Source organism: Thermofilaceae archaeon (genome assembly GCA_038731975.1).
GTDB lineage: Archaea > Thermoproteota > Thermoprotei > Thermofilales > Thermofilaceae > JANXEW01.
Genome location: JAVYQJ010000002.1, coordinates 168,485 through 190,299, shown reverse-complemented (window position 1 = coordinate 190,299; position 21,815 = coordinate 168,485). Strand labels below are relative to the sequence as shown.

The 21,815-nt window shown below is 53.0% G+C and carries 22 protein-coding genes and 1 tRNA gene; 14 read left to right on the top strand and 9 right to left on the bottom strand.

Annotated features, from left to right (window positions below; genetic code table 11):
• Window positions 1–39 precede the first annotated feature (39 nt).
• On the top strand, window positions 40–759 hold the full coding sequence (locus tag QXF46_02480; protein ID MEM0225723.1) for a helix-turn-helix domain-containing protein: 720 nt from the start codon (window positions 40–42) through the stop codon (window positions 757–759).
• Here the strand turns inward: QXF46_02480 and QXF46_02475 are convergent, their stop codons facing one another.
• The 4 genes from QXF46_02475 to QXF46_02460 all read right to left on the bottom strand — a co-directional run bounded on the left by QXF46_02475 (window position 760) and on the right by QXF46_02460 (window position 3,868).
• Window positions 760–1,179: an Hsp20/alpha crystallin family protein gene (locus QXF46_02475; GenBank protein ID MEM0225722.1), complete on the bottom strand. Its 420-nt coding sequence runs from the start codon at window positions 1,177–1,179 to the stop codon at window positions 760–762.
• A gap of 16 nt (window positions 1,180–1,195) precedes the next feature.
• Window positions 1,196–1,951 carry a proteasome assembly chaperone family protein gene (locus QXF46_02470; protein ID MEM0225721.1) on the bottom strand — a complete coding sequence of 252 codons (756 nt, stop codon included), beginning with the start codon at window positions 1,949–1,951 and terminating at the stop codon, window positions 1,196–1,198.
• Between the two features lie 60 nt (window positions 1,952–2,011).
• Complete coding sequence (pgk, locus tag QXF46_02465) at window positions 2,012–3,244, bottom strand: phosphoglycerate kinase (protein MEM0225720.1); 1,233 nt, start codon at window positions 3,242–3,244, stop codon at window positions 2,012–2,014.
• Between the two features lie 78 nt (window positions 3,245–3,322).
• Window positions 3,323–3,868 carry a hypothetical protein gene (locus QXF46_02460; GenBank protein ID MEM0225719.1) on the bottom strand — a complete coding sequence of 182 codons (546 nt, stop codon included), beginning with the start codon at window positions 3,866–3,868 and terminating at the stop codon, window positions 3,323–3,325.
• A gap of 65 nt (window positions 3,869–3,933) precedes the next feature.
• On the opposite strand from QXF46_02460, the gene QXF46_02455 reads away from it, so the two are divergent.
• The 3 genes from QXF46_02455 to QXF46_02445 are packed head-to-tail and all read left to right on the top strand — an operon-like array spanning window position 3,934 to window position 6,546.
• Window positions 3,934–4,968 (top strand): hydroxymethylglutaryl-CoA synthase, encoded by a 1,035-nt coding sequence (locus QXF46_02455; protein MEM0225718.1) that lies wholly within the window; start codon window positions 3,934–3,936, stop codon window positions 4,966–4,968.
• A gap of 2 nt (window positions 4,969–4,970) precedes the next feature.
• A complete protein-coding gene (locus tag QXF46_02450) occupies window positions 4,971–6,140 on the top strand; it encodes a thiolase domain-containing protein (GenBank protein ID MEM0225717.1) in 1,170 nt (389 codons plus the stop codon).
• Window position 6,141: 1 nt separating this feature from the next.
• Window positions 6,142–6,546: a Zn-ribbon domain-containing OB-fold protein gene (locus QXF46_02445; protein MEM0225716.1), complete on the top strand. Its 405-nt coding sequence runs from the start codon at window positions 6,142–6,144 to the stop codon at window positions 6,544–6,546.
• Window positions 6,547–6,592: 46 nt separating this feature from the next.
• On the opposite strand, the gene QXF46_02440 is transcribed toward QXF46_02445, so the two are convergent.
• Both QXF46_02440 and QXF46_02435 read right to left on the bottom strand, forming a co-directional pair.
• A complete protein-coding gene (locus QXF46_02440) occupies window positions 6,593–7,879 on the bottom strand; it encodes an RsmB/NOP family class I SAM-dependent RNA methyltransferase (GenBank protein MEM0225715.1) in 1,287 nt (428 codons plus the stop codon).
• Complete coding sequence (locus tag QXF46_02435; GenBank protein ID MEM0225714.1) at window positions 7,876–8,772, bottom strand: helix-turn-helix domain-containing protein; 897 nt, start codon at window positions 8,770–8,772, stop codon at window positions 7,876–7,878. The genes QXF46_02440 and QXF46_02435 overlap by 4 nt, the downstream gene beginning before the upstream one ends.
• A gap of 91 nt (window positions 8,773–8,863) precedes the next feature.
• Here QXF46_02435 and QXF46_02430 point away from each other — a divergent pair, with 91 nt between their 5' ends.
• The 5 genes from QXF46_02430 (at window position 8,864) to QXF46_02410 (ending at window position 13,707) form a co-directional block, all read left to right on the top strand.
• Window positions 8,864–9,592: a hypothetical protein gene (locus QXF46_02430; GenBank protein ID MEM0225713.1), complete on the top strand. Its 729-nt coding sequence runs from the start codon at window positions 8,864–8,866 to the stop codon at window positions 9,590–9,592.
• Window positions 9,593–9,883: 291 nt separating this feature from the next.
• Window positions 9,884–10,690 carry a polyprenyl diphosphate synthase gene (uppS, locus tag QXF46_02425; GenBank protein ID MEM0225712.1) on the top strand — a complete coding sequence of 269 codons (807 nt, stop codon included), beginning with the start codon at window positions 9,884–9,886 and terminating at the stop codon, window positions 10,688–10,690.
• A gap of 50 nt (window positions 10,691–10,740) precedes the next feature.
• Entirely contained in the window at window positions 10,741–11,175 is a 435-nt protein-coding gene (locus tag QXF46_02420) for a hypothetical protein (protein MEM0225711.1), read from the top strand.
• On the top strand, window positions 11,172–13,349 hold the full coding sequence (locus QXF46_02415) for a hypothetical protein (GenBank protein MEM0225710.1): 2,178 nt from the start codon (window positions 11,172–11,174) through the stop codon (window positions 13,347–13,349). The genes QXF46_02420 and QXF46_02415 overlap by 4 nt, the downstream gene beginning before the upstream one ends.
• Before the next feature lie 31 nt (window positions 13,350–13,380).
• Complete coding sequence (locus QXF46_02410; protein ID MEM0225709.1) at window positions 13,381–13,707, top strand: hypothetical protein; 327 nt, start codon at window positions 13,381–13,383, stop codon at window positions 13,705–13,707.
• Here QXF46_02410 and QXF46_02405 read toward each other — a convergent pair.
• Window positions 13,704–14,432 (bottom strand): hypothetical protein, encoded by a 729-nt coding sequence (locus tag QXF46_02405; protein MEM0225708.1) that lies wholly within the window; start codon window positions 14,430–14,432, stop codon window positions 13,704–13,706. The genes QXF46_02410 and QXF46_02405 overlap by 4 nt on opposite strands.
• Window positions 14,433–14,441: 9 nt before the next feature.
• Entirely contained in the window at window positions 14,442–14,837 is a 396-nt protein-coding gene (locus QXF46_02400; protein ID MEM0225707.1) for a PqqD family protein, read from the bottom strand.
• Between the two features lie 66 nt (window positions 14,838–14,903).
• On the opposite strand from QXF46_02400, the gene QXF46_02395 reads away from it, so the two are divergent.
• Together QXF46_02395 and rpl12p are read left to right on the top strand one after the other, a co-directional pair.
• On the top strand, window positions 14,904–17,708 hold the full coding sequence (locus QXF46_02395; protein ID MEM0225706.1) for a DEAD/DEAH box helicase: 2,805 nt from the start codon (window positions 14,904–14,906) through the stop codon (window positions 17,706–17,708).
• Between the two features lie 34 nt (window positions 17,709–17,742).
• A complete protein-coding gene (gene rpl12p / locus QXF46_02390) occupies window positions 17,743–18,081 on the top strand; it encodes a 50S ribosomal protein P1 (protein ID MEM0225705.1) in 339 nt (112 codons plus the stop codon).
• Here the strand turns inward: rpl12p and QXF46_02385 are convergent.
• Window positions 18,061–18,801 (bottom strand): DUF2208 family protein, encoded by a 741-nt coding sequence (locus tag QXF46_02385; GenBank protein ID MEM0225704.1) that lies wholly within the window; start codon window positions 18,799–18,801, stop codon window positions 18,061–18,063. The genes rpl12p and QXF46_02385 overlap by 21 nt on opposite strands.
• A 95-nt stretch (window positions 18,802–18,896) precedes the next feature.
• Here QXF46_02385 and asnS point away from each other — a divergent pair, with 95 nt between their 5' ends.
• The 3 genes from asnS (at window position 18,897) to QXF46_02370 (ending at window position 21,814) form a co-directional block, all read left to right on the top strand.
• Entirely contained in the window at window positions 18,897–20,186 is a 1,290-nt protein-coding gene (asnS, locus tag QXF46_02380) for an asparagine--tRNA ligase (protein ID MEM0225703.1), read from the top strand.
• 43 nt (window positions 20,187–20,229) lie between these two features.
• Window positions 20,230–20,366: transfer RNA gene (locus QXF46_02375), tRNA-Thr, on the top strand.
• Window positions 20,367–20,530: 164 nt separating this feature from the next.
• A complete protein-coding gene (locus tag QXF46_02370; protein MEM0225702.1) occupies window positions 20,531–21,814 on the top strand; it encodes a metallophosphoesterase family protein in 1,284 nt (427 codons plus the stop codon).
• The last annotated feature ends 1 nt before the right edge of the window (window position 21,815 follow it).

The window sequence follows — 21,815 nt, the reverse complement described above, 5'->3', positions numbered from 1 at the left end:
ATGCGCACCCCTTAAATAGCTGCTGCCAGAAGATCCCCCGTGAGCGTGGAAGCCTGGAAGGAGGTTGCAGCAAGGATTATCGGCGATATCGTACTGTCACCCTCGCCCGGTAAATCGATGCGAAAGTGGCGCGAGCAGTTCCGAGTGACTCAGACGGAGTTGGCGGAAATTATGGGCGTTTCCTCGTCTGTGCTCAGTGATTACGAGAGCGGCCGTAGAAGGTTCCCCGGTACGCGTTTTTTGAAGAGGTTCGTGTCCGGTTTGATCGAGATCGATGAGAGGAGGGGGGCGCCAACTCTACGCAGCTTATCCCTCCTCATGATCGGTTCCACTAAGCTCAGGGAAGCTGTTATCGATATGAGGGAATTCGACGAACCGATAGCTTCCAAGGACTTCTGCGAGAGGATAGGAGCTGAGCTCGTGGTTGGAACCGGGAAGGAGCTTCTTCTAGGCTACACCGTAGTGGATAGCGTGAAGCTTGTAGTAGAGGTTCCAGCTGTCGAGTATATCAGGCTTTACGGAGCTACAACGCAAAGAGCCGCAATCTTCACAGGAGTCACCTTAGGGAGAAGCCCGATTGTAGCCGTTAAGGCTATGCAAGCTGGGATGGGCGGCTTAAAGCCTGCTCTAGTGGTTATGCATGGGGTGAAGAAGGTCGATAGGCTGGCGGTTGAAATAGCAAGGAGGGAGAACATTCCGCTGGCGATCTGCATGCTGGAAAGCGTTGAAGAACTGGTAAAAACACTGCGTGCCTTATAGCTACTCTACCTTTACTCTGTAAACCTTTTGCCTAGGAACGATTATCTCGAGGAAGCCAGCTTTGAATGAAGCCGTGATCTCCTCAGGGTTCGCGTCAGGCGGGAGTTCGAGCTCAAGCTTGTAGCCTGACACCTCGCATCTAGCGTAGAAGGGGACGTCGCACAACTTCACGGGCTCTCTCATTCTAGCTCTCACGAGCAACCGGTTACCAACCCTTAGAACTTCAACGCTATCCTTAGCCGCTTTCGGAAGATCAACTCTTATGATCACCCTATCACCGGCATCATGCACCTCGTGCAGAGGCTCTACCTCTCCACGTTCAATATCGAAAATCGGTTCGAAAAGGCTTTCAAACTCTTTGATGAACCTCCTAATCTCCCTCCTCAGCTCCCTCATTTCCCTCTCAAACCACTCCTCCACGGCAACCACCCCACAACTATATGTACATAGCCGGGACAGCGTACTCATAGGCTTTTCCGCTAGCTCTCATGGCTTCCATCGTCCTCCTCATCGTCTCGCGCAGCCTAACTCTAATCTCCTCCTCTTGCTTGAGTAGCGGTTCCACGTCGATCTTTAAGCCGGTCAGTGGGGCTAGCGTGGAGATCACGGCCGCTGCGGCTCCCGGATCGGGGTAATTAAGGAAGGACTCAGCCATTAGAGCAATACCCTTAACCGATCTAGCGTAGCATTCTTTCAGTATCATGGCGTACGGGCCACTCACGAAGCCCTCCTTAAATAACTGTACACCCGCTCTCTCGATAGTTTCGATGTCGCTCTCTGTCGCGCCGGCCGCGTACACGGCTGGCTTATTCAAGTTCATGCGCTGCGGTGTTGGCACGCCCCCCAGCAGGATAACCCTTTCTATACCCTTGCTCTGAGCCCACTCGATGAGTGTTTGCGCAAAGGATCGAATGCCTCTAACGTTCATGAGTACATCGCTGACGAGCATGAGGTAGCCGTTGCTGTCCGCCGCGTGGTAGTGGATTCTCATGACAGGGTATGGGCGTCCTTCATGGTACATTATCACGGGAGGGAGGTGGGGGGAATCAACGTAGGCTATTACCTCGGCTTTTAACGATCTTACGATATGCGTTAAAGCGATTAAACCGACGAGGCCAACGTCGGGCATCCCCACGAGCAATTGGTTTGCCCGAGGCACACGCTTTAACTCGTGAAAACTCCACTCCTTCATTAAGAGGATACGAGGATGAAGGGGAAATAAATGTTCCTATACTACAGGGATCCGTCCACTTTACTTGCTGAACCTCTTGAGCTCCTCTACTACGGGCAGCGTACCCTTGCTCAGGAACTCCATTAGAGCTCCGCCGCCGGTACTGACGTGAGACACTTTGTCCGTGAAGCCCAGCTTAGCGGCGGCAGCTATGGTGTGCCCTCCGCCGATGACGCTAAAAGCTTTCGAGGCAGCTATGGCTTCGAACACCCTACGCGTTCCCGTAGCGAATTCATCTACCTCGAAAACGCCGAGCGGGCCGTTCATCACAATGCTTCTGGCCTCCTTTATCACCCTTTCGTAAATCTTCAGCGTTTCGGATCCAACATCCTTTATCAAGAAGTTCGTAGGTAGTTTCTCGAGGCTGATCTCCTCCCTCCTACCGTTAACGTCGATCGCTAAATCAACGGGCAGTACAATTTTCTCACCAAACTTGTTAAGGACCTCTTTGAAGCGGGGTAGAAGCGGCATGAAACCCTTATCTTCTAAAACCTTAACGTTGGGAGCACCTAAGTTGTAGCCCTTGGCCGCTAGGAACAGGTTTGCTACAAGACCTCCCGTGAGCACGTAGTCCGCAATACCCTGGCTGAGTACCGCCTCAGAAATGTCGGCTGCATCCTCGGCCTTGGCGCCCCCGAGGATGTATACGCAAGGCCTTTCCGGCTTCGCTCTCACCTTAGCTAAGGCTCGCAGCTCTCTCTCCATTACCCTGCCAGCTACTACGTGCTTTGCGACGGGCATGAAGCCGACGAGGGAGGCGTGAGCCCTATGCGCGGCTGCGAATGCGTCAACGACGAAGATGTCCACGTACGGTGCAAGATTGCGCACGAGTTCCGATTTCGCGTGATCCTCGGCTTTCGCGCTCTTAGTCTCACCGTCCCACATCCTGACGTTCTCTAAGACTAGCACTTCGCCCTCTCTGAGGGCTTCGATCGCACGGCGCGCTTTTTCGCCGAAAATGTCGTCCACGAAGTGGACCCTAACGCCGAGGATTTTCGCCATAACTTCAGCGTGCTCCTTGAGGCTGGTGAAATCGGGGTCACCCTTGCGTCCCTGGTGAGCGATTACGACGACTTTCGCTCTTCTCGTAACCAGCTCCTTGATTGTGTGCTCCGCGTGCTCACGGATTCTGCTATCGTCAAGTATCTTCTTCGACGCGGGATCTATCGGTGAGTTTATATCCACTCTGACGAATGTCCACTTACCCGCCACCTCTACGTCATCCAGTGTCTTTATCCCGTACTCCTCGAGCATTCGGGCCCCCGTGGAAGGGAGGAAAACTTACTTTATTTAAAGACCCTCTTTGTAGGTTCTAACGGTCGAGGCTGGCGCCTACAGGGCGGCTAGCACCACGGTCAGCGTAGCCGAGAGCAGGGCTAAGGTTGCCGCTAAAGCTAGCATAGCGAAGGTTAGCTCAAACCAGAGTCGATTCCTCCGCATGATAACCTGCGTGAGATAGGCGCTCTCAACTACGGCTACGGTGTAAGCTAGGAGGAGGATCCAGACGGAGGGGTCGAGAAGCGTGGTGAGCAGCAGGTAAAACGGCGCTCTTGATTCCGCAACAGCGATCGCTCGGACGCCCACGCCTACGGAGGTTAAGGTGTAAGCCGTGAAGAAGGGGCCTATTACCGGTGTAGCGGAAGCGAGGACGCTACTCACGCTGTCGAAGAAGAACTGGTACACTACCTTCTCGCGCGTCGTTGCGTTAATTAGTAGGTTCCTGAGCTCTTTCACGCGCTCAAGATACCGCGTGTAGACTTCCTGTAGCAATGGTTCAGGGTAAGGTAAGCTTGCCCCCACTGCGATAAGGGCCACGAGAGACACCAGTACCGCCGGGTAATACCTTAGCCTGAACGAGAGGGGCTTCAGTTCCTCCATACCGGTAACTCCGACCAACGCGCATCCCTCAAATAGTTGTTGCGCAGCACCCCAAGCGATAGGCGATGAAGCTTACGACTAGCGTCGGAGTGCTGGGGTACGGAGCCTACGTCCCTCTTTACAGGGTTAAAGGTTCGGAGATCTCGCGCATCTGGAGTGGCGAGGAAGAACCTGTAAGAGAGAAGAGCGTGCCGGGGCTTGATGAGGATTCTCTTACGATGGCTTGCGAAGCAGCCAGGGAGGCCTTGGAGATGGCGAACGTCAAGCGTGAGGAGGTTGGCGCGCTCCTCGTTGGCTCGGAATCTCCACCCTACGCTGTCAAACCCTCGGCGACTGTGATCGCTGAAGCTCTGGGTTTGACGCCGCGCGTAGTCGCGATAGACATGGAGTTCGCCTGCAAAGCTGGGACGACTGCCGCGATTCTAGTCGCAGGGCTCATCGCCGGTGGGGCGATAAAGCACGGTCTTGCCATCGGGACCGATAACGCTCAGGCGAGACCGGGGGATGAGTTGGATTACACTGCCGGTGCCGGCGCGGCCGCGCTCCTCCTATCCAGAGAGGTCGAGTCGGCCGTCGCCCTCATAGAGTACGTGTACTCCTACGTAACTGACACTCCCGACTTCTGGAGGCGCGAGGGGGAGAGGTTCCCGAGGCATACTTTCAGGTTCACGGGAGCTCCAGCGTACTTCCACCACATTGTTGGAGCAGCAAAGGGTCTGATGGAGGAGGCCGGTCTTAAGCCCTCCGACTTCGATCACGTGGTGTTCCACCAGCCGAACGTGAGGTTTCCGCTTAGAGCAGCACAGATGCTCGGATTCAAAGAGGAGCAAGTAAAGCTCGGGCTTGTCTGCGGTGAGATAGGGAACACCTACGCCGCAGCCTCTTTGATCGGCCTCGTTAGGGTTTTGGATCACGCAAGGCCGGGGCAGAGGATACTGGTGGTTTCCTTCGGCTCCGGAGCCGGCTCGGATGCGATATGCCTCGTTACAACCGAGAATGTAGGGAGGAAGAAGAGTTCCTTAGAACGGCTCCTATCAAAGAAGGTTTACGTAGATTACGCCCAGTACGCGAAACAGAAAGGCCTCTTGAGGGTGGCTTAAGGATGGCTGGGAGGGTCTACGTTATAGGGGCCGGTGCGACGAAGATCGGGGAGCACTGGGACAAATCGCTCAGGGAGCTCGCTGTTGAGGCTTTGCTAGCGGCGGTTAAGGATGCTGGTATCAGCAAGAGGGAGATCGAGGCGCTCTACGTTGGCAACATGATGTCGGGGCAGCTGCAGGGTCAGGAGCACCTGGGTGCGTTGGTTGCGACGTGGGCGGGCATCCCCGGCGTAGCAGCGTGCAAGGTCGAGGCTGCCTGCGCTAGCGGTGGAGTGGCCTTCCACCAGGCCTACCTGGCTGTCGCCTCCGGTCTGTACGACTGCGTAGCAGTGGTAGGCGTCGAGAAAATGACGGATGCGCTGCCGAGCGATGTCACGGCTGCGCTAGCTACAGCTGAGGACCAGGAGTACGTTGTATTCACTGGGGCATCGTTCGTAGGGTTGAACGCCCTCCTGTACCGCTTGTACCTCGAGAAGTACGGTGTCAAGCAGGAGAACGTAGCGTCGTTCGCCGTGCACTGCCATAAGATGGCTGTGGCAAACCCCTACGCCCAGTTCAGGCGCGCAGTCAGCCTCGAGGAGGTGATGAGTTCGCCGCTCATCGCCGACCCGATAAGGTTGCTCGAGTGCGCCCCGGTCGGTGATGGGGCGGCCGCCCTCATACTGTGCAGCGAGGGCTTCCTCAAGAGGAACCCTCGCGACGAAATCGTTGAGGTGACCGGGAGCTCCGTGGCTACCGACGTGTTGAGCGTGCACGAGCGGAAGGACCCGCTTGACGCTGCTGCCTTCCGCAGAGCTGTCGAAGCCGCTATGAGGATGTCACGAGTGGAAGTTAACGACATCGACGTGCTCGAGGTGCACGACGCCTTCACCATACTGGGGGTTCTCTCACTCGAGGTTACGGGCTTCGCGCCAAAGGGTGAGGGTAGCCGCCTAGTTGTTGAAGGGGAGTTGGAGCCGGGCGGTAAGATTCCCACAAACACGTTGGGCGGGTTGAAGGCGAGGGGGCACCCCGTGGGAGCAACCGGCGTCTACCAGATCCTCGACGTCGTACTCCAGCTGAGGGGTAAAGCGGGACCCAACCAGGTTAGCGAGGCTGAAATAGGCATGGCTCAGAACTTCGGGGGCGTGGCTGGCACAGTAGCTGTAAACGTGCTGAAAAGGGTGAGGTAGAATGGTTTGGGCTGAGAGCGTACCGAGGGTTTGGAGGGAGAGGGTTAGGAAGTACCGGCTGATAGGGGGTCGGTGCCCCTCCTGCGGTAACGTCACTTACCCGCACAGGTTAGTGTGCCCCTTCTGTGGCTATGAAGGGCTAGAACCTATTGAATTGCCCAGGCGAGGGAAGGTGGTTACCTTCACCGTGATAAGGCACCCACCTAGGGGTTTTGAAGGGCGGGAGCCCTACGTGATCGCTATCGTCGAGCTGGAGAACGGGGCGAGAATCCTAGCGCAACTCACCGACGTGAGGCCAGACGAAGTAAGGGTTGGAATGGAGGTCGAGGGTGTATTCAGGAAGTTCAGGGAGCAGTCGTCGAGTGGAATCATAGAATACGGCATAAAGTTCAGGCCAGTAATTTAACAACTTCTTTTTCTTGTTTACTTTCTTCTTACCTTATTTCTCTATGCTAACTATGAGGTCTAATTTTAGCTACGAAGAAAGCCGTGGTTCTGTGGATATGCGGAAATAATCTACGAACCCTACTACCACACGCAAAGTTTTGATAGCCCGGCAAACCCCACACCCCCTCAGAGCTCAACCAATCAAGCGGGAGAGTTTCGATGACGGATTCACCCTCACTACTGAGCAGAGAGCAGGTCGAGTAGACCAGATCCCCTCCATCCTTGAGGTGTTCGAGTGTATTGGTAAGAAGGCTTTTCTGAAGAAGAGGGAACTTATCGATGCCAGCAGGTTTCCAAAGTATAAGGCGGAGCGCAGGGTCGCTAGCTATAGCGCCTGTGTTCGTGCAGGGTGCGTCCAGAAGGATTTTATCGAACTTCCTGGTAAATTTGGCGATCCTAGAATCCGCAAGCAGCAATCGTACATTGCGTACGCCCAACCTCGATAGCAGCTTCCTCATCTCGCCCAGCCTGCGTCGCGAGACGTCTACCGCCACGATTTCAGCTTCGTTATTGGAAAGCTGCTGCAATAGAGAGGTTTTCAACCCCGGTGCAGCAGCTGCATCCATCACGAGGAGATTCCTCGAATCGCCCAGAGCGTGTGCCACGGCGACGCTGCCCTTATCCTGGATCACGATGAGGCCCCTCTCAGCCATCTTCAACACGTCGGGCGGGGGATCTTCCACCCCGACGAGCTCCAAAACCTCGGGAAACTCTTTGTCCTCACGCAAATCAGCGTATCTGCGGAGAGCATTGAGAGCTTTCGCGCGGCTTATCTTCAACTCGTTGATCCTGATCCAGATTGTCCTCCTACTGCAGGCCTTCACGAGCTTCTCAGCTTCCCTCAACCCGAGGTGCTTTGAGATCTCATCGATAATCCAGGGTGGGAAGGAGTTCTCTACGGCTAGGCGTTGCGTGGGAGGGAGGCCGGAGACTAGATGCTCCACTTCTTCGAGCGCTCTCCGCGTTAGCAGAGCGCGCAACCGGCCGCTTAATAGGCCAGCTTCTAATTGCCCCACATCAACGCCCTCCTCCAGCAGGGCGAATGCGACTCTGTAAGCGCATTTCCGCCTCAATGGTATGTTCCCAAGCCCGCTAGCCTCGAGCAAAAGGTCTGCTTTAGCGAAGCTTAACAGCGCTCTCCTAGCAAGCTTCAATGCGTGGGGATCGCTTCTGCCAACGCTGTTGAGAGCTTCCTGAAACGCCACCTCCAGGGAAGTCCTTCTCCTCTCGATGAGCTCCAGCGTGAGGGAGGCCAGCCTGAAGGCGTAGGGCGAAATCCCTTCGAAGCTCATGCTGGAAGCAGGTGTTTGGCGAAGAAGCTGATGTACAGCAGTAGAGAGGCGATGAGGAAGCTGCGTTCCCTACTGAACCTGTAGAAGACTGATATTGCGGCGGTGAGCAAGCATAAGCTGACCACCTGGAAGAGTCTGAATGTGACGGCTAATGCGACTATCGTCTGGGTCGGAACGTTGGGGTAGCTCCATCCCGTTATGATCCATTGAACCAACATATAGCCGTAGAGGGGGAGCTGTGCAACTAGCAGACCAGCTAGGAGCCCTAGAAGGGGTGGCCTATTACGAGTGAAGACCTTTGTGGTGAGCTGCACTACGATTAAAAGTATTAAGATGCTTATTGCATAATTAAGGAAAATTAAATATTCTCGTTTAAATATAAAAGAACTTACTTCGTTAAAAGAACTTATTGGAACTTGTTCAACTTCCAAAATTTTAAGAGGGAGTCGCGTGAATAGAGAAGTTAGTAGTCCTAGAATCATGCAAGCCATAGCGACGATTAAACTAAGAGTATTGTTTTTGTACAACGGGATAAACAGCTGCTGGGGTACGAGGTAGCGGAGTAAGTAGTTGTCGAGAATTTTAAAAGCGCTTCTTTGCTCTTCTAGTGCCCTCTTGATGGCTTCGTCCCCTTCCTTCATGACCTTGTAGAGCGTAACTCCCTTCGCGGTCAGAACGTACTTCCTATTCTCATCCTTCGTGATAAAGTCCTTCAGTCCATCCAGGTTGTAGTAAAGCGTACCAACGCTGAGATTTAAGCTGCGTTTCAACTCGGTGAACGATACAGCCCCTTTCTCCGCAATGATCTCTACGATTCTCCTCCTGACGGGGTTTCCAAGCACCGTGTATATATCCTCGATATTGAGCGCGTCACTGCTATCGCTGGAAGCCACGAGTTTAAGCCTCTGTCAGGCTCACTATAAGAGTGTCGTGCTAGAGCGAGACCGCGCGAAAGGATATAGGCCCCTCTTTGGCTACAAACACGTGATCTGCTATAGCGTGGTGTTCGATGAGTCATCCGCGTGTGGGGAGAAGCTGAGGTACCTCTCAGACATTCCCTTAGAGCTAGTGCTCAGTAGCGAGTATCTCGTAAACCTCGGTATCATCGACGTTACAGAACCTCTTTCTGACGCGGGGGTACGTGTAGCAGCAGTGAAGATCGCTGAAGGTTTGGGCATTATTGGTGACGAGAGTTTCGAAAAAGCTTTGATACTCGCAGACGAGGTAGGCGCGGAATACGTAGTGGTACCCGTTAATGAAGGAAACTTCGAGAGTACTGTTAATGCATTAAACCGGGTCTTCCACTCGGCTGTAACATATGCCAAAAAAGTGGTTCTAGAACCTTCAAAGGAGGTTTTACCACAGTTATCGGAGCTGGTATCAGAGTTTCTCGGAGGTGTTTTTAAGTACTCGTTGTCCCCAACTCCAAGCCTAACTACAGGCGAAATGCTCAAGCTCTCTCTAGCCAACTTTGGGCGACTAGCCGCTGTGAAGCTTGTCTGCTTCGCTCGGGACGGAAGGGCAACTCGTGTTACGAGCGCAGCAAGCCTCAATGTGTTTACAATCATCAAGGGGCTTATCGAGAGAGGCTATGACGGGCTATTCGTACTTGATTACGAGCCGCGTGGGCTTGTCCTGCCCGCACGGCATGTCAGAGAGGACTACGATCTCCTCTTGCAGTTTGCCCGTTCGATAGCCGAGAAACGTCGTTGAGCGGCTTTAACAGTTCAGCCTTTTTAGCCTCGCTAGCTGAGGCGATTACCCACCCTATCCAGGAGAAGAAGAAGACGGCAAAAACCACGATCGCGAGAATGGGAAAGGCGATTACCCACCAGCTCCACGCTTCTCCCTTAAATGTCACAGATATCGTTTGAAGCCACTTCAGGAAGGATGCGATGTAGATCGCTCCGAAGCACAGCGATGCAGACATTATTATAACACCAAGCCCCCTACCTCTCACACTGGGTAGGATTGGGTCGCGGGAAAAAGTTGCCGGGGGTCCAGATGCGCAGAATCGCTCGACTGGTTAGAAAAACGGCTGCAACGCTCGGCGTATATAAGCTCTACGAGAAGCTACTAGAGGAGGAGGTGTTGAGCGCGGGAAAGATACCCTCACATGTGGCTGTGATCCTAGATGGCAACAGAAGGTGGGCTAGAGAGAGGGGGGTTTCGTGCGAAGAGGGGTACAGAGAAGGTGCTGAGCGCGTAAGAGAGTTCCTCAACTGGTGCTACGACTTGGGCGTGAAAACTGTGACGCTGTACGCCTTATCAACCGAGAACTTGATGAGGCGCGATCCTACAGAGATAAACACTTTGCTCGGAATCCTGAGGGAGTACCTTAAAAGGGAGCTTGAGGTAAGTGAGCTTGTAAAAAGGAGGGTTCGGGTGAAAGCTCTCGGCTTCCTAGAGCTCCTCCCACCGGATATCGCAGCGGGCGTGAGAGAGCTCGAAAGAAGGACGGAGAGCTTCGATGATAGGTTTCTCAACGTGGCGCTGGCTTACGGAGGGCGGGCGGAAATCGTTGAAGCCGCGAGAAGGATCGCTGAAGATGTTTCAAAGGGTGTCCTGAAGATCGAGGAGATAGACGAAAAAACCTTCGAAAGGTACCTGCAAACGTCTCACTTGCCGAACCCGTACCCGGACCTGGTTATACGCACGAGCGGGGAACTGAGGATTAGCAACTTCCTTATTTGGCAAATCGCCTACTCGGAGTTGGTCTTCCTAGACGTTTACTGGCCTGAGTTCAGAAAGATTGACTTCCTCCGGGCTTTAAGGACGTACCAGAAGAGGAGTAGGCGGTTCGGTGCGTGAAGCGAACCGCTACGTATATTTAGCACTTGCTGAATCGCAACTTGAGCAGCATGTCGTATGACTTGCTGACGTTCACGAGCGTCGAGGACTTCCTAGAGTACTTAGACACGCAGATAAGTCAACTTAAAGCTAAGGTAGATGTCCTTGAAAAGAGGTACGCAGTGCTGAAGGGTAGAGCGGAGAGAGTTAGGATGCTGGAAGAGATGCTGAGCAAGCTCGTCGGTGAGCAAATTAAAGCGATAAACGAGGTGGACTTCATGGGGATAAAGGTCGTTGTCAGCGCCAGGGCGGTAGATGAGCTCGTAGTGGTTGAAGAAACACTCATGGCTCTCAGAGATACCTTAACCGCCCTGACTAGGGTGAGAGAAGCGATCTCTCGCTTAGCTAGGGAAGCAAAAACAGCAGGGGGAGGGCTAAGCCTTCTGGTTCAAACGCTCAACGGGATACCCTTTAAGCTACTCTTCAAGGAGAGCGAAACGGTATGAAGAGACTGGTGGTACTAGCAACCATAGCTTTTACGATGGCGCTCTTACTTTTATCCTTCGCGCAACCAAAGGTATCAACTTTTGAGCTAGAATCCGATATAGTTGCGACAGCCTTTAATGATAAAACGTTGGTGCTAGCCTTCGCGAACGGATCCATTAGAGCCTTTTCGATGCCCAACTTCGAGCCTGTGGGCAGTGTGAGACTGTACTACGACGCACAACCGATAGGCATGGGATTCCTCGATGACGCAGCGCTAGCCGTTGCCTTTACTAACGGTACGATAATATACTTAAACCCTTTCACTAATTCTATCATCGGGAGAGAGATAGCGTTCGATGGAGGTGCCTACAGGGCTATTATAGGGGGTAGATGGGTTGTTTTTATACAAAAGTATAATTATAGAACTGAGAAAGGATTTGTAAGGCTTGATAGATTACTAGTTTATGATACTAACCTAAAGGCTATCACACTTGTACGTGATCTGAAGAATGGTAGGTTAGTCTACGTTTTTGACGTAAAGATGGTGGGCAACCTTATGCTGCTCACGTGGATCGACACCACGTGCGAGATCTGCAAGCTCGATGACACCTTCGTAAGCCTCTACGACTTGTCAACCTATGATTACGTTTTCATCCAAAGGTTTGGCGAGTGCAAAATTGATGCAGATACACGCGCGATGGTAGCTGTCCGCGTCGCCGATGGTCAAGGACTATACTACGACATAGCTAACGGGCGGAAGAGCGCTTTCAGTGTCCCCGGTAGACCCCTCGATGTGCGAGTGAGCGAGGGCGTGGGGTATGTGCTTGCCCGGGACCCCAACACCGGGACCGTCTCTCTCTACAGGGTACACGCGAACTCTGTTGTACGAGTGAGCGATCCTCCCAAGGGTGAGAGGGGTTACGCTCTACTCCTTCTCGATCGCGAGGTCGCTGTAGCTGCTCCATCGTTCATCATGGTCAAAGGGCTCACGTTCAGCGTAGCCTCTTACCCCATCCCTTGGACGCCGCGCGTAATAGCTGAGGGTTCATCCTGGGCAGCAGTTCTCTACGGTCGTAGCGTTCTGAGCCTGGTTAGGTCTGGCACTGTTGACGAGAAGCAAGTTAATGTAACGATAATTACGGAACCATATGCATTTCTAAGTGTAAAGGAGAGAAACTTAACGGTTCAAGTTGGTAATAATGGTTCAGTGGTTCTCAGATTGCCCCCTGGCACATATACGGTTGAAGTATGGAAAGAGGGCTTTAGAAGGAACATTACCTCCCTCGTTATCGGAGCTGCAGACGCGAGAATATCCATTGTCCTTGTGCCAGAAGAGGAAAGGGGGGTAGAAACTCTTAACTCCTCTAATGGCCTTTTGAATATTACGGTTTTCGGAGTTGACGGGGTAGTGGTAGAGATCCTCGACAAGGAGGGGCGGATTGTAAATAGTAGCGCTCTGAAGAGCCTTTTGCTCCAGTTACCGCCCGGAGAGTATCAAGTAGTAGCCCATGCTGATGGGTGCAGCAACAGCACAAGTGTCACGGTTCAAGCGGGAGGGGTGCACAACGTGCGGTTGTCCGTGGGTTGCAGTACGATCCCCCCTGAACAGCGGATTGAAGAACAGCAGGTGCTCGTAGCAAATGTCAGCTTGATACGCGCAAAGCTGCGTGAGTACACGCAAGTCGAGTATGATCACGCAAGGGTGAAGCTTCCCAAGCCTCTCTTTGTCATAGATATAAACGGAAAAGTGGTAAAGTTGAATGAAGGTGTTAAAGTATTGGTTTTCTTCTACACTAAGTGCACCGGCTGTTCACTCCTCATACCGAAGCTAAAGGAGCTCAACGTTGAAGTGGTTATGCTGGCCCCAACGACGTACGATGATGAAGCCTCGCTTAGGAGCTACTCTGCGGAAGTGAACGCAACTAGTTGGATATGGGCGCTTGATAGCAACGCTGAGCTAGCGGCTCTCTTTAACGTCTCAGCTTTCCCCACGGTTGTTCTGCTCAACAACGGAAACGTTGAGTTCGTGGGCGTGGGAGTGGCAGGGGAAGTCTTCTACCTGGCCGAAATGTTTTCAGCTCACCTAATGGAGATTCTCGATGCCCTGAAGGATCCGGCTGTAATCGCCATAGTAACAGGATTCCTGCTAGCGTACCTGGGACGAGGTAGCAGAAGCGGTCAGCGGGAAGTTTAAGAATCCCCTCGAGTTTGAGAGAGGGGGTCGTATGGGAGGCAAGAAAAGGCCCACGATCTCTCAGCTGGAGAAGAGGGCTAGGAGAGAGCAGGAAAAGAGCTCCAAGCAGCAAGAGGCTTCGCGCGGTAAGCCGAAGATCACTCTCAGCAATGAAGGCAGGGTGACTCAAGCTTCACTAGATGCCATTTTCAAGGAGATTAGCAGAGCGACGTACATAACGCCTTACATGCTGCATAGCCAGTACGGTTTAAGAATAAGCGAGGCTAAGAGGGTTTTGAAAGCTCTAGAAGAGCAGGGGCTACTGAAGCTCGTGAGCGGTAATAGGCGCGTGAAAATCTACGTCCCTGTAGCAGCTTAGCCGAACAAGTCGGCCAGAGGACTCGGAGTTAGACTATGTTTTAGCTCTTTCAATCTCTTCTCGATCAACTCTCGCTTAGCGTTGATCACGCCAGGATCGGCAATCTCAACTAAACCCTCGCTCTGTAATCTTCTGATGAGAGAAGCCGCGTCCCGTACCCCCATGCTCTTCAAATCAGCCTCAAACCTGAGTTCACCAACGCTCCAGAATCTGTAAAGGTACTGTAGAGCTAGTACGTACTCTCTCTCCTCCGGTACCCCCTCCTCTCTTACATGCTCTCCTCTAGGCTCCTCGAGTGGCGTTTGAGGTTCTAATCCCTCCTCTCCCCCTCTTTGTAGTCCTTCAGTCTTATCCTGGGCGGTCTCTTCAGCCCCCCCTTCCTGCTCGTACAAGAACCTTAAGAGTTCGTCTCTTTTTACAGCTTTCCCCACCCTCCTCTTACGTCGATGCTGCGCGGCGCGGGGGGCTTGGTAAGAACTAGGGGGTTGCACCTGCTTTAATGATAGCCTTTTCGGTAGCGAGAGTTCAAGGAAGTCGTCAACCAGCTCCTGCTCAGCTGAAGGCTCAGCAATTCCTTTCTGCACAAGGTCTTCGACTAGAGATAGGAGAGTAACCGGACCTACATTCCTCTCCCTACCCCATGCTAACAGGTCTTCGCACCGTATCGTGCGCTTGGTTTTTAAGAGTGTTTCCAGATCCTTAAGGAGCTGCTCGTACTCGTCCATTGCACCGACCTAGCGGCTAGCAGGTGCAGGCGCAAGCAGCGTAATAAGTCCCCGTTCCGCTAGCATCTGGATGTAGGCGAGCAGGGACATCTGCGCCTCTCTTCGGTGGAACTTGAAGCGTTGAGCCACAAGCTCTGCGATCTCGTTGATGGTTTTCTCACCGTCAATCAATTCCCAAACGTAGGAGCCGATGGGGTCTAGCAGTATCTTCTTTTCGCGGGGCTCCTTCACGAAGCCGCTGAACAACCCTGACTGCGATGTCTCGAGCGGGATCCTAATAACGACCTCGCCTTTTTCGTTCTTCTCCCACACTATTGCTGGGTTTTTCAGAGGTCTGCTGGCGAGGATCACCTCTGGGGGGATTGGTGGAGGTTTAGGCTGCTTCTCCTTTCTGATTAGAGGCATCGAGTGAAGAAGCTGCACCGCGTTAAATTTTTGCCGCATGCCGGAGGGCAAGCTAGGAAGTTGGAGATGGATGTTGAAGAGCTGCTGCACCCCCGTCTTTTAGCCGTGGCAAGGAGGTTCAAATACCACTCGTTCAACCAGCTGCAGCTTAAGGCGTTTAACGTACTAAACAGAGGGGTTAACGCGATAATCTCCGCTCCAACGGGTTACGGAAAGACTGAGGCTTCCCTGTTCCCCATTTTTAGTTCTCTTCTAAGAGAGGGGTGTGAGGAGGGCTGCGTCTCGGCGCTCTACATAACCCCTTTGAGAGCTCTGAATAGGGACATTTTCAGCAGAATGAGTGAGATAGCCGCTGAAGTGGGGTTGAGGCTTGAGGTCAGGCACGGAGATACTCCGCAGAGCGCGAGAAGGAGGATAGCGGAAGACCCCCCTCACATCCTGATAACAACCCCAGAGACTTTTCAGCTTCTCCTCGTTAACGAAAAGATGAGGGGGGCTCTACAGCACGTGCGCTGGGTGGTAGTCGATGAGCTGCACGAGCTCATCCCGAGCAAAAGAGGGCTTCAACTGAGTATCGCGCTCGAAAGGTTAGAGCAGCTGAGCGCTCACAACATTCAACGCATCGGGCTCTCTGCCACTCTGAAGAACCCTCTAGCCGCTGGGTACTTTCTCACGGGTGGGAGGTACTTTGAGCTAGTTGAAGTGAAGGAGGGGAGACGATACGAAGTTGAAGTGGTCTACACCGGCTCATACTCAGACGTTGAAGAAAGAGTGGAACGCTTGCTGGAGCTGATTAATAGGCACAGGAGCGTCATAGTGTTTGTAAACACGAGGAACACCGCTGAAGCGCTGGGCTCCAGATTGAAGCAGTACCTTGGAGATGCCGTGTCCGTACACCACGGCTCGCTATCCAGGGAGCAGCGTATTGAGACGGAAAGGGCTTTGAAGGCGGGCAAATTGAAGTGCTTGATAGCGACGTCGAGCCTAGAGCTGGGGATCGACGTGGGTCACGTTGATTACGTAATCCAGTACATGTCACCCCGCCAAGTCAACAGGTTGGTCCAGAGGGTGGGTAGGAGCTCGCACTTTATTGGTGGAGTCGCGAGGGGGGCTATCATCGCACCGGATGTCGATGAGCTCTCAGAAGCAATCATCATTGCTAAGAGGGCTGAACGTGGAAATCTCGAAGAAATTGAGTACGAGGAGCTGGCGTATGACGTGCTAGCGCATCAGCTGGTTGGCCTGGTTTTGGAAAGGGGGGAAGTGGACATATATGATGCTCATAGGTTGATAAGCAGAGCTCTGCCTTACCGGAATCTCACTCTTAGCGAGCTCAGGAACTTGGCGAACTTTCTGTCTAGCATAAAACTGTTGCGCCTAGAGGGAGACAAACTTCGCAGGGGGCCTCGCTCCCTCCGTTACTACTACGAGTCAGCTTCAACAATACCTGACGTTGAGACGCTCGACGTGATCGATATCGCAAGCCGGCGAAAGATTGGGGTGCTAGATGGAGATTTCGCCGCATCCTACTTAGCGGAGGGAAGTCGATTCGTACTTGGGGGTAGGGCTTGGGAGGTGGTGAAGGTCGCGCTAGACGAAGGGAGGTTATTCGCTAAGTCTTCGGAGGATTCTGAAGCCGTCATCCCATCTTGGGTAGGAGAGGATCTACCCGTCCCCTACAAAGTGGCGAGGGAGGTAGGGGCTTTGTGGCGTCGCTTGCTGGCGGAGCCACTCGAGAAGCTGGCTGTAGAGTACGGTGTGGATGCGAATCTACTGGGGGCGATCAGAGATTACCTGGAGAAGCAAAAGGCATCGACTGGTGAGGTCCCAACTGATGAGACGATCGTTCTGGAGTACGGGGGGAGAATCGCCGTCATTCACGCGTGCTTGGGGACGCGAGCTAACGCTCTGCTCGCGCTTCTTCTCAGCTTCTACCTGGCGAAGGCCAGAGGGGTCTCCTCGAAGTTCATCTTTGACGCCTACAGGATAGCGCTTATGCTCTCGAGGGACGTAGACCCCATGGAGCTGGCAGGGGTTCTTCTCAACTTGAAGGAGGGGCTCCTCCCGCACGTGAAGGAGGCCATAAGGGGGTCGGGCGCCTACCTCTGGAAGCTCCTCCACGTATGCCAGCGTATAGGCGTGCTGAGGAAGGGATCGAGGTTGAAAGTACCTCCCAGGAAGCTGGCGGAGCTTCTCGCGGGAACGGTCGTAGAAGAAGAAGCTGTGAAGGAGCTCTTAAGCACGCGTTTTGATGTAAAAACCCTTGAACGCCTAGCTGACGATCTTAGGTCGGGAAGGGTGAAAGTTCGCGTTACTAGGGTTAAAGAACTCTCACCGATGGCTAGAAGCATGTTCGAGAAGCCCTTTAAAGCTGGGCTTCTCGTCAGAGGCCTCGAACAGATCGTGGCTCTCGATTACGTGAAGAAACGCTTGGAGAAGACAAGACTACTACTCGTATGCCTTCACTGTGTAGAATGGAGCAGCGAGGTTTCCGTGGATGACGCGCCGGACGAAATCCGATGCCCGAAGTGCGGGTCAAAGGTTGTTGCTGTATTCAACCACTGGGAGTCTGATGCCATTCAGGTTTTGAAAAAGTGGAGGAGAGGTGTTAAGCTCACCAGAGAGGAGGAAAACATAGTTAGAAACGCTCAGAAGAGCGCGATCCTCACGATGAGCTACGGCAAGAAAGCTTTGCTCTGCTTGGCGGGGAGAGGCGTAGGCCCCACAGTTGCGGCAAGAATCCTCAGTCACGGGATGAGCGAGGAGGAGTTAATCCGGGAAGTCGTAAGAGCTGAGGCGGAGTACCTGAGAACTAGGGAGTACTGGCACGAAAAGCGTGCAACAACGGCGGCCCAGAGGAATAAAGTTTAATAAGCCATTTACCCCGGCGCGCGGGGGGCTTAGAATGGAATACGTGTACGCGAGCTTGCTGCTCCACTACGCCAAACAACCAATCACAGAGGAGGGCCTGAGAAGGATCTTAGAGGCTGCGGGCATTGAGGTGGACGAGGTGAAAGTGAAAGCTGTTGTAGCCGCTCTGCGCGGAGTCAACATCGATGAAGCAATAAAGAGCGCCAGCTTTGCCGTAGCGGCACCAATCGTTGCTCAGCCTACTCAGCCGGCTGGCCAGGCGGCAACAACTCCTGCGGCCGAATCGGCAGAGGTAAAGGAGAGTAGAAAGGAGGAGGAGAAGAAGGAGTTGGAGGAAGAGGTCGCTGAGGGCTTAGCTGCGCTGTTCGGTTAAGCGCCTCAAGTAGGTTTCAAGAACTCGGGGTTCTTCATAGTAAAGCCTATATCTATTCACCCCGCCCAAGGAAGACTTCACTCTAAACTCTACAAAGCGGCGCCTAGTATCAACTCTCAGATCTAGGATGTTTAATGGAGCCTTCAAAGGTATTCTTTCCTCCAATATCAACCCACGTTCAGTGATTACGTAGAAGAGGGGGACTTCCAATCTTCCTCCTAGCCTATCCATCCCTTTCCTGGAATATATTGAGCTTACTTGAAAAATTAATGTAAAAATTCCATAAAATATTAAAAAAGATATGAAATTAATAAGGTTACTATCCGAAGTGTAAGAGGACAATAAATTATTAAAGAAAAGTATGACAGAGTCTCTTATATTTGGAATAAGTAAAATAGTAAACAATATGAAAAATATTGCAAACTGCGGGATTACTAGTGAAGTTTGCTTTTTCATTTCATCATTCAACACTTTATCCTTACTCTTAAGCTTGATAACTTCCTCCTTTCCGACGGAGAGGAGTGCTTTACCCTTCTTGATGTACTCGAGGTCGCGTATCATGGCTGATGCTGCACGGCCGCCCATGAATAGGGTTATTGTTAAGGCTACGAGGAAGTAAGCTATCAGGAAAGTTCCAAGGTGTTGAGGGTAGTGGGATGATAAGTAGGAGAAGGCCACGAGTAGCACAATTGACAACAGCATTGAAACGCGTCCGTTCATGAGTTCACCCGCAGGTGTGGGCTGAAAAGCCTGACGCTAACCCGGGGGCCTGATTTTTAAGGAGGTAGTCAGCGACTTAACGATGGTGGGAGGCTTTGGCTGAACGGCGTGTAGTTGGGATCGCTGATGCGTTGCGGTCTGGTGATGGAGAGGAGGTGACGGTTAGAGGGTGGGTATACAGGCACAGGGATCTCGGCGAGAAAGTGTTCTTAGTGGTGCGCGATTCCACGGGAATCATCCAAGTGGTTTTTAGTGGTGAAAAGGCCTCGCTGGCCAGAGAAGCGGACGTGGAATCCTCCGTCATAGTGTCAGGGTTCGTTAAGAGCGATCCGCGAGCGCCCGGTGGTAAAGAGATAGCTGGGAATCATCTCGAGATTATTGGGCACTCCAGGAACTTCCCGATATCGAAGGACTACTCTCGCGAATTCCTGCTGGACGTTCGTCACCTCTGGGTACGCAGCAGGAGGATGCAGGCCATACTGAAGATCAGGCATACGGTCTTCGGGGCTCTTCATGAGTACTTCAGATCGCACGGTTACTATGAGGTTCAAGCCCCCATGTTCATCACAGCGGCTGTGGAGGGCGGTGCGACGCTGTTCCCTGTGAAGTATGTTGATGATAGTACCGTGTACCTGACACAATCCTCCCAGTTCTACCTGGAAGCCCTGATCTTCAGCCTCGAGAAAGTATACACTATTGCGCCGTCCTTCAGAGCTGAGAAGTCGCGGACGAGAAGGCACCTGACCGAGTTCTGGCACTGCGAAGCTGAGGAAGCTTGGGCTGGTCTCGATGATATCATGCGCGTAGAGGAGGAGCTAGTTTGGCACGCTGTAGAGAGGGTTCTGGAGCAGAACCAAGAAGAGCTGAAGCTACTGGGAAGAGACGTGAAAAAGCTGGAGCTTTGCGAACCCCCCTTCTACAAGATTAGCTACGACGAAGCATTAGAGTTGCTTAGAGGAAAGGGGTTCAAGCTGCAGTGGGGGGATGATTTCGGTGCTGACGAGGAGCGAGCGATCGTGGAGGAATTCGATAAACCGGTCTTCGTACACCGCTTCCCAGTCAAAGCGAAAGCCTTTTACCACAAGAGCGATCCTAAACGGCCAGAGGTGACCCTTTCAGCCGACTTGCTGGCTCCCGAGGGCTACGGTGAGATCATAGGTGGGGGCGAAAGGATCGATAAGCTTGAGGAGCTCCTGGCGAAGATGGAAGAGTTCGGGCTGCGACCGGAGGATTACGAATGGTACCTTGATCTGCGCAGGTACGGGTCCGTTCCCCATGCCGGCTTCGGATTGGGCATAGATAGATTAGTCATGTGGATTGCTGGACTGGACCACATCGTGGACGCAGTCCCATTCCCGCGTACACTGCGGCGGGCCTATCCGTAGGGGAGAGTAAAGGTATTAAGGGAGGGGCTTTAACCTCTCCATAGCCCCGGTAGCTCAGCCTGGTACGAGCGCCGGCCTCGTAAGCGTCGTCGGGCAGCCGAGCTTACCGAAAGCCGGGAAAGCCGGAGGGCGGTTTCTCCCGCACGGAGGACCCGGGTTCGAAGCCCGGCCGGGGCTCCACTTACTGGCTCACCGATGGTTTGACCGGTTGTAGCAGTCCCGCGTTAAGCCGGGTCTTGCACGGAGCCGATGCCTTGACTCTAGAGGAAGCTTTCACCGTGCAACTTTTTATAGATCTTCTGTTGAGGGGGTTACGTAGTATCAGGGGCCGAGGTAATGATGTGATGAAAGAGAGTACGCAGCTGCTATGTCTATCGGACTTGCACGGGAAATTGAACGCCGTGAGGGAGTTCATCGCCAGTGTTGATGCTGCAGAGCTTCAAGCGGTAGACGCGGTGGTCATCGCCGGGGACGTAGGAGATCCACAAGATGTTAATGTATTTCACCAAGTAATGGCCGAGATCTCGAAGCTGGGTAAGCCGGTTTTCTACGTGAAAGGTAACTGGGACGTGAACGCACCGACAGGAGTCCTTCGCGAGGATCCTCTTGTAGCGGATTTGGAGAGCATAGGACCGGTGGAGCTGAACGGTGTGACGCTCGTTGGTCACGCGTCGTCCCTGGAGCCTATCCGGCGCAACATGAAAAGACCTATTGTTTTGGTAACCCACTACCCACCTTTCAGCATACTGGATAGAGGTAGAAAGCTTGAAGCAATCACTGCGCACGGGTCATACACGGGGCTACCAGAGGTGAACTACTTGATCTCCTACTACAAGCCGGTCCTTCACATCTTCGGGCACTGCCACGCTTTGGGCGGTCTGGAGGTGAAGAGGGGAGGCACACTGTTTGTGAATGTCGCGAGGCTGGATCGCCTAGGTAGGGATGGCAGGAACATGGGGAATTACGCTCTCATCACGATTGACAGGGCGGGTAACGTAGGCGTGAAATGGCGTTTCGTAAATGGGTTCTGGAAGAAGTGCTCGAAGTGTGGGAGGGTTGTTCACCTACCCCCGGACTGGACCTTGTGCAGGAAGTGCGCGAGCCGACATGAGCTCAGCTTTAAGCGGTTAGACAAAGCCCTCGAAAGGGTTATGGTAAATATCCTTAATGCGAGGAGCGGTGATAAGATCGTTAAGGAGGAGTTCTATATCCCGATATCAACGTTGAGAGATGACGAAGCGTTCGAGGACATGATCGGGTATTTAGTGGTGCGAAAACTGAAGGAGCTGTTCTCGAGAGACGGCTACAAGATTTTGACCCTCTCGAAGGATAAGGTTGTGGAGTACTACTCCAACGATGCTGGGGAGAAGACATCGTTTAGTGAGTTTCTCTTCTCCTGCAGTGAGGAGAAGATGGGCCGCCGCATATGTGCGCTAATGAAGCTGTACCGAAGGGATAAAAGAGCGAAGGTGATCTGGAAAATTAAGCAGGAGGGGAAGACTGTAATCGAAGAGGAGATTCTGCTTGCGAAAGCCGATGTCCTCCACGATCGGGACTTGCTTAAGAGCTTAGAGGATATCGGCTTCTCCCTGCTCGTTTACAGTTTAGAGAAGCTCGGCAGTCAATAGG

Coding starts and splice junctions, on each gene's coding strand:
- QXF46_02470 (MEM0225721.1), bottom strand. CDS start 1,951: ATGAAGGAGTGGAGTTTTCACGAGTTAAAGCGTGTGCCTCGGGCAAAC.
- pgk (MEM0225720.1), bottom strand. CDS start 3,244: ATGCTCGAGGAGTACGGGATAAAGACACTGGATGACGTAGAGGTGGCG.
- QXF46_02460 (MEM0225719.1), bottom strand. CDS start 3,868: ATGGAGGAACTGAAGCCCCTCTCGTTCAGGCTAAGGTATTACCCGGCG.
- QXF46_02455 (MEM0225718.1), top strand. CDS start 3,934: ATGAAGCTTACGACTAGCGTCGGAGTGCTGGGGTACGGAGCCTACGTC.
- QXF46_02450 (MEM0225717.1), top strand. CDS start 4,971: ATGGCTGGGAGGGTCTACGTTATAGGGGCCGGTGCGACGAAGATCGGG.
- QXF46_02445 (MEM0225716.1), top strand. CDS start 6,142: ATGGTTTGGGCTGAGAGCGTACCGAGGGTTTGGAGGGAGAGGGTTAGG.
- QXF46_02440 (MEM0225715.1), bottom strand. CDS start 7,879: ATGAGCTTCGAAGGGATTTCGCCCTACGCCTTCAGGCTGGCCTCCCTC.
- uppS (MEM0225712.1), top strand. CDS start 9,884: ATGCGCAGAATCGCTCGACTGGTTAGAAAAACGGCTGCAACGCTCGGC.
- QXF46_02420 (MEM0225711.1), top strand. CDS start 10,741: ATGTCGTATGACTTGCTGACGTTCACGAGCGTCGAGGACTTCCTAGAG.
- QXF46_02415 (MEM0225710.1), top strand. CDS start 11,172: ATGAAGAGACTGGTGGTACTAGCAACCATAGCTTTTACGATGGCGCTC.
- QXF46_02410 (MEM0225709.1), top strand. CDS start 13,381: ATGGGAGGCAAGAAAAGGCCCACGATCTCTCAGCTGGAGAAGAGGGCT.
- QXF46_02405 (MEM0225708.1), bottom strand. CDS start 14,432: ATGGACGAGTACGAGCAGCTCCTTAAGGATCTGGAAACACTCTTAAAA.
- QXF46_02400 (MEM0225707.1), bottom strand. CDS start 14,837: ATGCCTCTAATCAGAAAGGAGAAGCAGCCTAAACCTCCACCAATCCCC.
- QXF46_02395 (MEM0225706.1), top strand. CDS start 14,904: ATGGATGTTGAAGAGCTGCTGCACCCCCGTCTTTTAGCCGTGGCAAGG.
- rpl12p (MEM0225705.1), top strand. CDS start 17,743: ATGGAATACGTGTACGCGAGCTTGCTGCTCCACTACGCCAAACAACCA.
- QXF46_02385 (MEM0225704.1), bottom strand. CDS start 18,801: ATGAACGGACGCGTTTCAATGCTGTTGTCAATTGTGCTACTCGTGGCC.
- QXF46_02370 (MEM0225702.1), top strand. CDS start 20,531: ATGAAAGAGAGTACGCAGCTGCTATGTCTATCGGACTTGCACGGGAAA.